At 57.8% G+C, this 13,361-nt stretch carries 10 protein-coding genes; 5 read left to right on the top strand and 5 right to left on the bottom strand.

What is annotated here, in order from left to right; all coding sequences use genetic code 11:
* Positions 1 to 27 precede the first annotated feature (27 nt).
* From glyQ to ACA067_RS00035, 4 genes are all read left to right on the top strand, one after another.
* Complete coding sequence (glyQ, locus tag ACA067_RS00050; RefSeq protein WP_064680830.1) at positions 28 to 981, top strand: glycine--tRNA ligase subunit alpha; 954 nt, start codon at positions 28 to 30, stop codon at positions 979 to 981.
* Entirely contained in the window at positions 978 to 3,032 is a 2,055-nt protein-coding gene (gene glyS / locus ACA067_RS00045) for a glycine--tRNA ligase subunit beta (protein ID WP_497460093.1), read from the top strand. The genes glyQ and glyS overlap by 4 nt, the downstream gene beginning before the upstream one ends.
* A 4-nt stretch (positions 3,033 to 3,036) precedes the next feature.
* Positions 3,037 to 3,576, top strand: a complete 540-nt coding sequence (gene gmhB, locus ACA067_RS00040; RefSeq protein WP_497462885.1) for a D-glycero-beta-D-manno-heptose 1,7-bisphosphate 7-phosphatase — start codon at positions 3,037 to 3,039, stop codon at positions 3,574 to 3,576.
* A gap of 80 nt (positions 3,577 to 3,656) precedes the next feature.
* On the top strand, positions 3,657 to 4,436 hold the full coding sequence (locus tag ACA067_RS00035) for a lysophospholipid acyltransferase family protein (RefSeq protein ID WP_497460092.1): 780 nt from the start codon (positions 3,657 to 3,659) through the stop codon (positions 4,434 to 4,436).
* Between the two features lie 180 nt (positions 4,437 to 4,616).
* Here ACA067_RS00035 and ACA067_RS00030 read toward each other — a convergent pair whose 3' ends face one another.
* Positions 4,617 to 6,149: a PAS domain-containing sensor histidine kinase gene (locus ACA067_RS00030; RefSeq protein WP_497460091.1), complete on the bottom strand. Its 1,533-nt coding sequence runs from the start codon at positions 6,147 to 6,149 to the stop codon at positions 4,617 to 4,619.
* Positions 6,150 to 6,305: 156 nt separating this feature from the next.
* Between ACA067_RS00030 and ACA067_RS00025 the strand changes: the two genes are divergently transcribed.
* The gene (locus ACA067_RS00025) at positions 6,306 to 7,025 is read left to right on the top strand and encodes a response regulator transcription factor (protein WP_497460090.1); all 720 of its coding nucleotides are present in this window, start codon (positions 6,306 to 6,308) and stop codon (positions 7,023 to 7,025) included.
* A gap of 125 nt (positions 7,026 to 7,150) precedes the next feature.
* Here ACA067_RS00025 and gyrB read toward each other — a convergent pair whose 3' ends face one another.
* From gyrB to dnaA, 4 genes are read right to left on the bottom strand one after another with little or no spacing between them, the layout of a single operon-like run.
* The gene (gyrB, locus tag ACA067_RS00020; RefSeq protein WP_064680829.1) at positions 7,151 to 9,568 is read right to left on the bottom strand and encodes a DNA topoisomerase (ATP-hydrolyzing) subunit B; all 2,418 of its coding nucleotides are present in this window, start codon (positions 9,566 to 9,568) and stop codon (positions 7,151 to 7,153) included.
* A gap of 5 nt (positions 9,569 to 9,573) precedes the next feature.
* Positions 9,574 to 10,677 carry a DNA replication/repair protein RecF gene (gene recF, locus ACA067_RS00015; RefSeq protein ID WP_007985068.1) on the bottom strand — a complete coding sequence of 368 codons (1,104 nt, stop codon included), beginning with the start codon at positions 10,675 to 10,677 and terminating at the stop codon, positions 9,574 to 9,576.
* Positions 10,678 to 10,697: 20 nt separating this feature from the next.
* Positions 10,698 to 11,801, bottom strand: a complete 1,104-nt coding sequence (gene dnaN, locus ACA067_RS00010; RefSeq protein WP_064680536.1) for a DNA polymerase III subunit beta — start codon at positions 11,799 to 11,801, stop codon at positions 10,698 to 10,700.
* Between the two features lie 39 nt (positions 11,802 to 11,840).
* Positions 11,841 to 13,361 carry a chromosomal replication initiator protein DnaA gene (gene dnaA / locus ACA067_RS00005; RefSeq protein WP_497460089.1) on the bottom strand — a complete coding sequence of 507 codons (1,521 nt, stop codon included), beginning with the start codon at positions 13,359 to 13,361 and terminating at the stop codon, positions 11,841 to 11,843.

Genomic DNA, 13,361 nt, shown 5'->3' with positions numbered 1-13,361 from the left:
TCGCAGCCCAAGAAACAGGTGAATTTCGTGAGCCAGCCTACGCCAGCCGTGCGTACCTTCCAAGACTTGATCCTCGCCCTCCAGCAATACTGGGCCGAGCAAGGTTGTGTGGTACTTCAGCCCTACGATATGGAAGTAGGCGCCGGCACTTTCCACACTGCCACGTTCCTGCGCGCCATCGGCCCGGAAACCTGGAACGCCGCTTATGTGCAGCCCAGTCGTCGCCCGACTGACGGCCGCTACGGCGAAAACCCGAACCGTCTGCAGCACTACTACCAGTTCCAGGTGGTGTTGAAGCCGAATCCGGACAACTTCCAGGAACTGTACCTGGGCTCCCTCAAGCATGTCGGCCTGGACCCGTTGGTCCACGACATCCGCTTCGTCGAAGACAACTGGGAATCGCCGACCCTGGGCGCCTGGGGTCTGGGCTGGGAGGTCTGGCTCAACGGCATGGAAGTGACTCAGTTCACGTACTTCCAGCAAGCGGGCGGCATCGAGTGCTACCCGGTGACCGGCGAGATCACTTACGGTCTCGAGCGTCTGGCCATGTACCTGCAAGGCGTGGACTCGGTCTACGACCTGGTCTGGGCTGACGGTCCGATGGGTAAAGTGACCTACGGCGACGTGTTCCACCAGAACGAAGTGGAGCAGTCGACCTACAACTTCGAACACGCCAACGTCGAGAAGCTGTTCGAACTGTTCGATTTCTACGAAAGCGAAGCCAAGCGCCTGATCGAACTCGAGCAGCCGCTGCCGTTGCCGAGCTACGAAATGGTGTTGAAGGCGTCCCACACCTTCAACCTGCTGGATGCGCGCCGGGCGATTTCGGTAACCGCACGTCAGCAATACATTCTGCGTGTGCGCACCCTGGCGCGTTCCGTTGCGCAAGCCTACCTGCTGGCTCGCGCCAAGCTGGGCTTCCCGATGGCGACCCCGGACCTGCGTGATGAAGTACTGGCCAAGCTGGAGGCTGCACAATGAGTGCTCAAGATTTTCTGGTTGAACTGGGCACCGAAGAACTGCCACCCAAAGCCCTGAACACCCTGGCCGACGCGTTCCTGGCCGGTATCGACAAGGGCCTGCAAGCCGCTGGCCTGAACTACGAGACCAAAACCGTCTACGCCGCGCCACGTCGTCTGGCGGTGCTGATCACTTCGCTGGCTACTCAGCAACCTGATCGCAGCATCAACCTCGACGGCCCGCCACGTCAGGCTGCGTTCGATGCTGAAGGCAACCCGACTCAAGCGGCACTGGGTTTCGCCAAGAAGTGCGGCGTCGACCTGAGCGAAATCGATCAGAGCGGTCCGAAACTGCGTTACAGCCAAAGCATCGCCGGCAAGCCGACCGCGAGCCTGCTGCCGACCATCGTCGAAGATTCCCTGAACGACCTGCCGATCCCGAAGCGCATGCGCTGGGGTGCTCGCAAGGAAGAATTCGTTCGTCCGACTCAGTGGCTGGTGATGTTGCTCGGTGACCAGGTCATCGATTGCACGATCCTCGCCCAGAAAGCCGGCCGCGACTCCCGGGGTCATCGCTTCCATCACCCGGAAAGTGTGCGCATCACCTCGCCAGCCAACTATTTGAGCGACCTGCGAGCCGCTTACGTACTGGCCGACTCCAACGAGCGTCGCGAGCTGATCAGCAAGCGCACCGAAGAACTGGCGACAATGCAGGAAGGTACTGCCATCGTTCCGCCAGCCTTGCTCGACGAAGTGACCGCGCTGGTGGAATGGCCGGTGCCGCTGGTGTGCTCGTTCGAGGAACGTTTCCTCGACGTACCGCAAGAAGCGCTGATCACCACCATGCAGGATAACCAGAAGTACTTCTGCCTGCTGGATGCCGACGGCAAGTTGCTGCCACGCTTCATTACTGTGGCCAACATCGAAAGCAAAGACCCGCAACAAATCATCGCCGGTAACGAGAAAGTGGTTCGCCCACGCCTGACCGACGCCGAGTTCTTCTTCAAGCAAGACAAGAAGCAGAAACTCGAAGACTTCAACCTGCGTCTGCAAAACGTGGTGTTCCAGGAAAAACTCGGCAGCGTCTATGACAAGGCAGAGCGCGTTTCCAGACTCGCCGCGTTCATCGCTCAGCGCATTGGTGGCAACGCCGCGTGGGCTTCCCGTGCCGGCCTGCTGTCCAAGTGCGACCTGTCGACCGAAATGGTCGGTGAGTTCCCGGAGATGCAAGGTGTCGCCGGTTACTACTACGCCCTCAACGACGGCGAGCCGGAAGAAGTCGCCTTGGCGCTGAACGAGCAGTACATGCCGCGCGGTGCCGGTGCTGAACTGCCGACGACCCTGACCGGTGCGGCCGTGGCCATCGCTGACAAGCTCGACACCCTGGTGGGCATTTTCGGCATCGGCATGCTGCCAACCGGCAGCAAAGACCCGTACGCCTTGCGTCGTGCCGCCCTGGGTGTGTTGCGTATCCTGATCGACAAGAAGCTCGAGCTCGACCTGAACGACGCCGTGGCCTTCGCTGTGAATGCATTCGGTACCAAGGTCAAGACTGTCGGTCTCAATGACTCGGTGCTGGAATTCATCTTCGACCGTCTGCGTGCCCGTTACGAAGACGAAGGTGTCGATGTCGGGACTTACCTGTCGGTGCGTGCCCTGAAGCCGGGTTCGGCGCTGGACTTCGATCAGCGCGTCCAAGCAGTAGAGGCGTTCCGCAAATTGCCGGAAGCCGCTGCCCTGGCTGCGGTGAACAAGCGCGTTTCGAACTTGCTGAGCAAGGTCGAAGGCTCGGTTCCTGCGGTCGTGGAAGCCAAGTACTTCGACAACGCCAACGAGTTCTCTCTGTATTCGGCGATCCAGCAGGCGGACCAGGCTGTACAGCCAATGGCTGCTGCACGTCAGTACAGCGAATCGCTGGCACGCCTGGCGGCCTTGCGCGAGCCGGTGGATGCGTTCTTCGAAGCCGTGATGGTCAATGCCGAAGATGCCAAAGTGCGCGCCAACCGCTATGCATTGCTGGCGCGTCTGCGTGGACTGTTCCTCGGTGTCGCCGACATTTCGCTGCTGGGCTGAGGGATTGCTGTTGAAACTGCTGATTCTCGATCGGGACGGGGTGATCAATTACGACTCCGACGCTTACATCAAGTCGGTGGAGGAGTGGATTCCACTCCCCGGTTCAATCGAAGCCATCGCGCAGTTGAGCAAAGCCGGCTGGACGGTAGCCGTGGCTACCAACCAGTCGGGCATCGCTCGCGGCTATTACGACATCGCCACCCTGGACGCCATGCACGAGCGCTTGCGCTTGCTGGTGGCGGAGCAGGGTGGTGAAGTCGGGCTGATCGTCTACTGCCCGCACGGGCCGGACGACGGTTGCGATTGCCGCAAACCAAAACCGGGGATGTTGAAAACCATCGCCGCGCATTACAACGTAGCGCTGACTGATCTTTGGTTCGTTGGCGATACCCTTGGTGACCTGGAAGCTGCCAGAGCCGTCGATTCTCAGCCAGTTTTGGTAAAGACCGGCAAAGGCGAAAAGACTCTGGGCAAGACCCTGCCGGTGGGCACCTTGATTTTTGACGATCTGGCGGCGATTGCCGCAGAACTTATCCACAATTGAGCGCTTCTGATATTCCTGGCCAAGGATTGATCGGGAGTGCGCTTATATAGACGGGCAATGCCCGCACGGTAAACGTCGCCATGTCGATACTGCAGGCCATCAGAACCTTCCTCTTTTACCTGCTGCTGGGCACCAGCTCTTTGCTCTGGTGCAGCCTGAGCTTTTTTATCGCACCTTTTCTGTCGTTCAAGGCGCGCTATCGCTTTATCAATGTGTACTGGTGCCACTGCGCCTTGTGGCTGAGCAAAGTCTTTCTGGGCATCAGCTATGAAATCAAAGGCGCAGAGAACGTGCCGGACCAGCCCTGCGTGATTCAATCCAATCACCAGAGCACCTGGGAGACCTTCTTTCTCTCGGCCTACTTCGAGCCACTGAGCCAAGTGCTCAAGCGTGAACTGCTCTACGTTCCGTTCTTCGGTTGGGCGATGGCCATGCTGCGACCGATTGCCATCGACCGCGACAATCCTAAAGCTGCGCTCAAACACGTGGCGAAGAAGGGCGATGAATTGCTCAAAGATGGCGTGTGGGTGCTGATCTTCCCGGAAGGAACGCGGGTTCCTTACGGCACCATCGGAAAATTCTCTCGGGGTGGCACCGCTTTGGCGGTTAATGCTTCGCTCCCGGTGCTCCCGATTGCGCACAATGCAGGCAAATTCTGGCCGAAAGCCGGTTGGGCGAAGAAGCAGGGCGTCATCACCGTGATCATCGGTGAACCCATGTACGCCGATGGCAGCGGGCCGCGCGCCATTGCTGAGCTTAACGATCGGGTCCAGGCCTGGAACGAACAGATGCAACGGGAAATGGGCTCGCTCCCACCTGCCCCGCAAGCCCCGGCTGCCAGTGATCAAATGGCTGTCTGAGATTCTGTGGATAACCTGTGTATCGTTTTTCTTACAAGTGCCATATTTGGTTTGTAGCTTTTTGATTTATATACATATTTCATAAACACATAAAACGCCGGAAAAGGTGCATAAGTTTTTTTCGGGCGCAAAAAAACCGGCTGTTATAGCCGGTTTTTTAATGGCCGAAATAGCAGTGTTTCAATCCTTGAACAAGGGAAAATGCAGTCGGAAGCGTGTGCCTTGACCCACCACACTTTGGCACTCAATCCTTGCGCCATGTCGATCCATCACCGCCTTCACCATCGACAGCCCCAAACCCACGCCATCGATGCCCTGGGCTGAAGAAAGTCGCCGATACTGGCTGAACAGTTCGGGCAATTCCTCTGCAGCAATGCCTTTGCCTTGATCAATGATCTCGCACGTCAGCCAGCCTTCGGCGCAGTTGACTTGCACAATGATTCGAGTACCGGGGCCGCTGTACTTGATGGCGTTCTCCAGCAGATTGAACAAGGCTCGGGTCAGCAGCGCCTGATCGGCCATGATCAAGCTTTCCTGCGCTACATCATCCAGGTGATGGACCATTTCGATCTGTTTCAACTGCGCAATGGGCAATGTCTGATCGAAGACATCCAGCACCATCATCGCAAACAGGCTCGGCTGAAACTGATAGGCCTCTGACTCGGCCTTGGCCAGTTGTACGAAACCGTCAGTCAATTCCAGGGCTCGACGCACCTGGCACTCGATCTGATCGAACAGCTGCGTGTCCCCGACGGATTGATGCCGGTGTACGTCGAGCAGGGCCAGAATCGCCGAGTGAGGCGCCCGCAGATCATGGGACAAGAAACGCAACAGTACGCCGCGTTGCTCCTCGGCATCACGCTCAACGCTGAGGTCGGTCAGGCTCAATAACCAGCCGATAGGCGTTTCTCCGTCCACCGGCAGCAAGGCAGCGCGCTCCAGACGCAGACTGCGTTCTTTGACGTCCCTGAACTCCACCAGCGGCAAAGTCGATAAGAGCGGCCGCGGGCCTTCGACCAGTTCCGGATAGCCAAGTTTCGCCAATTGCTCCAGAACGTCATCGCCCACCAGATCGGCGCCGAACAGATCCCTGGCATTACGGTTACCCAGCAAAATCCGGCCATGCGGATCACTGATCAATGTGGCGACAGGCAAATACTCCAGGCCATCGGCGATAAAGCGACGGGTGTCACGGGTTCGACCCATCGCTTGTTCCAGCGCCATGATCTGACCCTGTAAATGGTCGCCAGTCGGAAATTGCGCACGACGGCGTTCCGGAAAGACCTTTGGTTCGCTGTCCAGCCGCGCCAGCTCCCAGCCAAAATAGGTCAGCACCACACTCAAGCGCCGCCAGTTCCAGATCAGGTAACCGAACAGCATGCCCAACAAACTCGCTGTAGGGGACCACCACCAGCCCAGTCTCGCTAACCCTGCGCTCACCAGCAGTGCACAACTCATGCCTGCTATGGTCAACCAGAGCGCCAGCCTCGGACGTAGCAATAACAAACCCAAGACACAGGCGACCAGGCAAACAGACAACAACGCGCCCCACGCACCCGACCCATTTCGATGGCTGGTCTCGGCATTGAAAGAAAGAAGGCCCGTCAGGGGTAACAACAGCAAGCTTATCCACAGCCATTCGCGGACCAATTGCAGGAACAACCTTTGGACTTGAGTCGGCTCGCGACTTTCCCGGCGTCGCTCATTATTCATAGGCAATACTGACGTAATGGTTGTAGGGAATTTCGTTCATGGGTCACAGTTCCCAGAGGAGGGTGCTTGAAGAATCATAGCGGACCTGCTTACTTTCACTCTCCAACCGAACGTGTATTGTCAGATAACATGCTGGCCGCCAAAGGAATAACGTACATGCGTGTCGCGATACTGGATGACGAACCGGCAGAACTGCGCAGGGTGGAACAGACTTTGCGGCAGATGACCGAACCAGGTGAGCCTGCGTGGTCATTGCACAGCTTCGAGCAGGGAGAAGACCTGTTACGCCAACTGCGACGGGAAACATTCGACCTGCTTATCCTCGACTGGCAGTTGCCAGGCTTCAGCGGCCTGTCGCTGTTGCGCTGGACCCGCGAGCACATGGACGCACCACCCGCCGCGATCATGCTGACCAGCCGCGATGGCGAAAGCGATATCGTCCAGGCGTTGAATGCGGGCGCCGACGATTACGTCAGCAAGCCGTTTCGACCCAATGAACTGAAAGCCAGAGTGACTGCAGTGTTGCGCCGACATAGCCAGCAACGTGCGGCAGCGACCGAAGTGCTGAGTTTCAATGACCTGGTGTTCGATGATGCCGAGTTGACCGTAAACCGCGCCGGCAAACCTATCGGAATGACTGAGCGAGAATATCGACTGGCGCGTTGCCTGTTCAGTAACCTGGGACGACCGCTGTCCCGGGAGTATCTCTATGAGCGGTTCTGGACCCATGAAGAGATGGTGTCTTCCCGACCGCTGGATACCCACATTTATCGCCTGCGCAACAAGCTTGGGCTGACGGCTGATCGCGGTTGGCAACTGCTGACGATTTATGGGTACGGGTATCGACTGGAAAGTGTGGGGGCGGCAAGCGAGTAAAGATCAAAAGATCGTCCGAAGGCTCGGGCCGCGTTCGGACGATCTTTAATCGGACAAACATTTCGACGGGCAAATAAAAAGGCCAACGCGTTAACGGTGGCCTTTTTTTTGGCAAGTACGCTGGATCAGAAATCCAGGTTGGATACCGCCAGGGCGTTGCTTTCGATAAAGTCACGACGTGGCTCGACCGCATCACCCATCAGGGTGTTGAAGATCTGATCCGCGCCAATGGCGTCTTCGATGGTGACTTTAAGCATCCGGCGCTGGCTTGGGTCCATGGTGGTTTCCCACAGTTGATCCGGGTTCATTTCACCCAGACCTTTGTATCGCTGAATGGTATGACGCTTGGTGCTTTCAGCCATCAGCCATTCAAGCGCTTCCTTGAACTCGGTGACCGGCTTCTTGCGCTCGCCACGCTGGATATACGCGCCGTCGTCCAACAAGGTGCTCAGTTGAGCGCCCAGAGAAACAACCGTCTTGTAATCGTTACTGCCGAAGAAATCGCGGTTGAACGTGACGTAGTTCGACAGGCCGTGGGAGATCAGTTCGACCTCAGGCAGCCAGACGTTACGTTCACGGTCTTCACGCAGGCTGGCTTTGTAAACCAGGCCGGACTTCTCGACGGTGCGCAGGCGAACTTCGTACTGGGCCAACCAATCCTGCATGGCGGCGTGATCGGACAGTTGCTCCATGCTCACTGCTGGCAAGTAGATAAAGTGCTCGGTCAGTTCCTGTGGGTACAGGCGCGACAAACGCTTGAGGGTCTTCATCACCAGGCGGAAGTCATTCACCAGACGCTCGAGCGCTTCACCGGAAATACCCGGTGCTTCCTCGTTCAGGTGCAGGCTCGCATCTTCCAGGGCCGACTGCGTCATGTACTCTTCCATGGCGTCGTCGTCTTTGATGTATTGCTCTTGCTTGCCTTTCTTGACCTTGTACAGCGGCGGCTGAGCGATGTAGATGTAGCCGCGTTCGATCAGCTCCGGCAACTGACGGAAGAAGAAGGTCAGCAACAGTGTACGGATGTGCGAACCGTCGACGTCAGCATCGGTCATGATGATGATGTTGTGGTAGCGCAGCTTGTCGATGTTGTACTCGTCACGGCCAATGCCGCAGCCCAGCGCGGTGATCAAGGTGCCCACTTCCTGGGAAGAGATCATCTTGTCGAAGCGCGCCTTCTCGACGTTCAGGATCTTGCCTTTCAACGGCAGGATGGCCTGGGTCCGACGGTTGCGTCCCTGCTTGGCGGAGCCGCCAGCAGAGTCACCTTCCACGAGGTACAGTTCGGAAAGGGCAGGGTCTTTTTCCTGGCAGTCAGCCAGTTTGCCCGGCAGGCCGGCAATATCCAGCGCGCCTTTGCGACGGGTCATCTCACGGGCTTTACGCGCCGCTTCACGAGCCCGTGCCGCGTCGATCATCTTGCCGACGACCAGTTTGGCTTCGTTCGGGTTTTCCAGCAGGAAGTCAGAGAAGTACTTGCCCATTTCCTGTTCGACCGCGGTCTTCACTTCGGAAGAAACCAGCTTGTCTTTGGTCTGGGAGCTGAACTTCGGATCCGGCACTTTTACCGAAATGATCGCGGTCAGACCTTCACGTGCATCGTCGCCGGTGGTCGCGACTTTGTGCTTCTTCGCCAGACCTTCCGCTTCGATGTAGGTGTTCAGGTTACGCGTCAGGGCCGAACGGAAACCCACCAGGTGAGTACCGCCGTCGCGCTGCGGAATGTTGTTGGTGAAGCACAACAGGTTCTCGTTGAAGCTGTCGTTCCACTGCAGGGCGATTTCCACGCCGATGCCGTCTTCACGCTGGATGTTGAAGTGGAATACCTGGTTGACCGGGGTCTTGTTGGTGTTCAGGTATTCAACGAACGCACGCAGGCCGCCTTCGTATTTGAACAGCTCTTCCTTGCCGCTGCGCTCGTCCTTGAGGACGATGCCGACACCGGAGTTGAGGAAGGACAGCTCACGAATCCGCTTGGCCAGGATGTCCCAGCTGAAGTGGATGTTCTTGAAGGTGAGGTCGGAGGGTTTGAAGTGGATCTGGGTACCGGTGGTTTCGCTTTCGCCAACGATTTTCATCGGTTCTTTCGGAACACCGTGGATGTAGGTCTGTTCCCAGATCTTGCCACTGCGGCGAACAGTCAACACCAGCTCTTCGGACAGGGCGTTCACAACCGACACCCCTACGCCGTGCAGGCCGCCGGATACTTTATAGGAGTTGTCGTCGAACTTACCGCCGGCGTGCAGCACGGTCATGATGACCTCCGCTGCCGAAACGCCTTCTTCTTTGTGCACATCTACCGGGATGCCACGACCGTTATCGCGAACAGTGATGGATTCGTCCGGGTGAATAATGATGCTGATGTCGTCGCAGTGGCCGGCGAGGGCTTCGTCGATCGAGTTGTCGACCACTTCGAAAACCATGTGGTGCAGACCGCTGCCATCGTCGGTGTCACCAATGTACATACCGGGACGTTTGCGTACGGCATCCAGGCCTTTCAGCACCTTAATGCTCGTTGAGTCGTACGTATTTTCTTCGCTCAATGCCTTCACTCCCGATGGTCGTGGGTCTGGGTGATACGGCCCTGTTCCACGTGGAACAAAGCGACTGGCGTTTCCGTCTGCCAGCCTTCCCTCAATAATTCGTGATCTACACAGGTGATAAAGACCTGGCAGCGTAAGTCTTCCAGCAAGCGGCAAAGCGCGCGACGGTGGTGCTCGTCCAATTCGGACGGCAGGTCATCCACCAGATAAATACACTGACCGCGTCGGGCCTGGCTGACCAAGTGCCCTTGGGCAATCCGCAATGCACATACCACCAACTTCTGCTGACCGCGGGACAAGATGTCTGCGGCGTTATGGGCGCCCAAACGAAGGCGCAAATCAGCGCGTTGTGGTCCGGCCTGGGTATGACCCATTTGCTGATCCCGCTGTAGGGAACCGGCGAGTACTGCACTCAGCTCGCGGTCTTTATCCCAACCTCGGTAATAGCTGAGCGTTAAGCCCTCGAGCTCAACCAGATCGCTCAAGGTCTGTTCAAAGACTGGTTTCAAGGCTTTGATGTAAGCGCGGCGGTATTCATCAATTTCAGCGCTGGCCTGGCACAATTCCCTGTCCCAAACCGCTTGCGAAACGGCGTCAAGTGTACCATGCCGCAGCCAAGAGTTTCTCTGGCGCAGGGCCTTCTGCAAGCGCTGCCAGGTGGACATGAAGCGCGGTTCCACGTGGAACACACCCCAGTCGAGAAACTGTCTCCGAATCTTCGGCGCACCCTCCAACAGCCGGAAGCTGTCGGGGTTGATCAGCTGCAAAGGCAGGATCTCCGCCAGTTGCGCCGCGCTGCGGGCGTTCTGTCCGTCGATGCGGATCTGGAACTCACCCTGGCGGTCGCGAGATATCCCCAATGCACTGTGGCCGCCCTCGGCCAATTCCACCTGACCAAACACCGTGCACGCCAACTGCTCGTATTGAATCACGGGCAATAGCCGGGTGCTACGAAACGAACGGGCAAGCCCCAGCAGATGTATGGCTTCCAGAACACTGGTTTTGCCGCTGCCGTTGGCGCCGTAAAGAATATTGATTCGGGGAGAGGGGGAGAAGGTCACCGGGTGCAGATTGCGCACCGCGGTGACCGAGACGCGACTTAAGGACATCTAGCTTCTGCTGAGCATGATTACAGACGCATCGGCATGACAACGTAGGCCGAGTCGTCGTTGTCGGACTCTTGCACCAGCGCGCTGCTGTTGGAGTCGGACAGGATCAGTCGAACTTGCTCAGTGGTCATAACGCCCAGCACGTCGAGCAGATAGCTCACGTTGAAGCCGATTTCCAGTGGGCCGCCGTTGTACTCAACACCCACTTCTTCTTCCGCTTCTTCCTGCTCCGGGTTGTTGGCCTGGATCTTTAGCTGGCCATTAGCCAGTTGCAGGCGAATGCCACGGTATTTCTCGTTGGACAGAATCGCGGTACGGCTGAAGGCTTCACGCAAGGCCTGACGATCACCCAGCACCAGCTTGTCGCCGCCTTTTGGCAGAACACGCTCGTAATCGGGGAATTTACCGTCGACCAGTTTCGAGGTGAAGGTGAACTCGCCGGTGGTGGCGCGGATATGGTGTTGACCCAGGACGATGCTGACGATGCCGTCCGGCTCGGTCAGCAAGCGCGCCAGCTCAAGGATACCCTTGCGCGGCACGATGACCTGGTGGCGATCCGGCTGACCGATATCGGCCTGCATCGAGCACATGGCCAGGCGGTGACCGTCTGTTGCCACGGCGCGGATGATGCCGGCAGAGACTTCCAGCAGCATGCCGTTCAGGTAATAACGCACGTCCTGCTGGGCCATGGCGAAGCTGGTGCGTTCGATCAAACGACGCAGTTTGCTTTGCTCCAGGCTGCAGGTCAGCGAGCCAGGGCCTTCTTCAACCGTCGGGAAATCGTTGGCCGGCAGGGTCGACAGGGTAAAGCGGCTACGGCCGGCCTTCACCACGAGCTTCTGCTCGTCGACCTTGATGTCGATCAGCGCGTCGTTCGGCAAGCTTTTGCAGATGTCCATCAGCTTGCGCGCAGGCACCGTGATGGAACCCGGATCTGCAGGTTCTTCGAGTTGTACCCGACCGACCAGCTCGACTTCCAGGTCGGTACCGGTCAGCGACAGTTGCTGGCCTTCGACAACCAGCAGCACGTTGGAGAGCACCGGCAAGGTCTGTCGGCGCTCGACGACGCCTGCGACCAGTTGCAGGGGTTTCAACAGGGCTTCGCGTTGAATGGTGAAATGCATGGTCTAGTCCCTTGCCTTAATAAGCTGCGCTGGTGTTCATCAAGTGGTCAGTGTACGCAGCAGGTTCTTGTAGTCCTCGCGGATGTCCGCGTCGGATTCCTTGAGTTCGTTGATCTTGCGGCAGGCGTGCAAAACAGTCGTGTGGTCGCGGCCACCAAACACGTCGCCGATTTCCGGCAGGCTGTGGTTAGTCAACTCTTTGGACAACGCCATGGCAACCTGACGCGGACGAGCGACCGAGCGTGAACGACGCTTGGACAGCAGGTCGGAGATCTTGATCTTGTAGTACTCGGCGACGGTGCGCTGAATGTTATCCACAGAGACCAGTTTGTCTTGCAGCGCCAACAGGTCTTTCAGGGATTCGCGAATCAGCTCGATAGTGATGTCGCGGCCCATGAAGTGCGAGTGGGCGATCACGCGTTTAAGCGCGCCTTCCAGTTCACGAACGTTGGAGCGAATGCGCTGGGCAATGAAGAACGCCGCGTCGTGTGGCAGATCGACTTTGGCCTGGTCGGCCTTTTTCATCAGGATCGCCACGCGGGTTTCCAACTCCGGCGGCTCGACGGCAACCGTCAGCCCCCAACCGAAGCGAGACTTGAGGCGCTCTTCGAGGCCTTCGATTTCTTTAGGATAGCGGTCACTGGTCAGAATGACCTGCTGCCCACCTTCAAGCAGGGCATTGAAGGTGTGAAAAAACTCTTCCTGGGAACGTTCCTTGCGGGCGAAGAACTGAATGTCATCGATCAACAGCGCGTCCACCGAACGGTAGAAGCGCTTGAATTCGTTGATCGCGTTCAATTGCAGCGCCTTGACCATGTCCGCAACGAAACGCTCGGAATGCAGGTACACGACCTTGGCATTCGGATTCTTCTTTAATAGGTGGTTACCCACAGCGTGCATCAAGTGGGTTTTACCCAGGCCAACGCCACCATAAAGAAAGAGCGGGTTGTAACCGTGCTTGGGGTTGTCCGCTACCTGCCAGGCCGCTGCCCGGGCCAGTTGGTTGGACTTACCTTCGACGAAGTTCTCGAAAGTAAAGGTGCGGTTCAGGTAGCTGGTGTGCTTGAGCGCGCCTTCAACCTGCACCGTGCGCTGTTCGGAGCGCACCGGGGCCTGTTGAGAACTCGCACCCGCCATCGGGTCGAAACTGTCGCGGGATGGCTCTTCACTGACTTCGGTAACTTTCTGCGTCGATCGCTTGGTCGGCATGGTTGCCGGGGCGGGAGCCGGAGGGCTGACAGGCGCTTGAGCCGCCTGTGCCTGGGATGCGGCAGCAGCCAGCGGCGCATTAGGAGCGGCACGTGGAGCCGAACTGCGTTTGCTGCCTATTAATAAGGAAAGCGCAGGCGCCATGCCATTGCCATGCTCATCCAGCAGTTCGAGGACGCGGCCCAGGTACTTTTCGTTAACCCAGTCGAGAACAAAACGATTCGGTGCGTAGACACGCAACTCGTCGCCTTCGGCTTCGACCTGTAGTGGACGGATCCAAGTGTTGAATTGTTGGGCAGGCAGCTCATCGCGCAAAAGCTCCACGCACTGCTGCCATAGTTCCACTGACAC

This window comes from Pseudomonas sp. LBUM1674, from assembly GCF_059695635.1.
Note: the sequence above shows the minus strand (reverse complement) of the source record. Positions and strands in the feature narration are given on the sequence as shown.

Excerpts from the sequence above, each read along its gene's own strand:
- glyS (WP_497460093.1), top strand. The coding sequence starts at position 978 with ATGAGTGCTCAAGATTTTCTGGTTGAACTGGGCACCGAAGAACTGCCA.
- ACA067_RS00025 (WP_497460090.1), top strand. The coding sequence starts at position 6,306 with ATGCGTGTCGCGATACTGGATGACGAACCGGCAGAACTGCGCAGGGTG.
- dnaN (WP_064680536.1), bottom strand. The coding sequence starts at position 11,801 with ATGCATTTCACCATTCAACGCGAAGCCCTGTTGAAACCCCTGCAACTG.
- ACA067_RS00035 (WP_497460092.1), top strand. The coding sequence starts at position 3,657 with ATGTCGATACTGCAGGCCATCAGAACCTTCCTCTTTTACCTGCTGCTG.
- recF (WP_007985068.1), bottom strand. The coding sequence starts at position 10,677 with ATGTCCTTAAGTCGCGTCTCGGTCACCGCGGTGCGCAATCTGCACCCG.
- ACA067_RS00030 (WP_497460091.1), bottom strand. The coding sequence starts at position 6,149 with ATGAATAATGAGCGACGCCGGGAAAGTCGCGAGCCGACTCAAGTCCAA.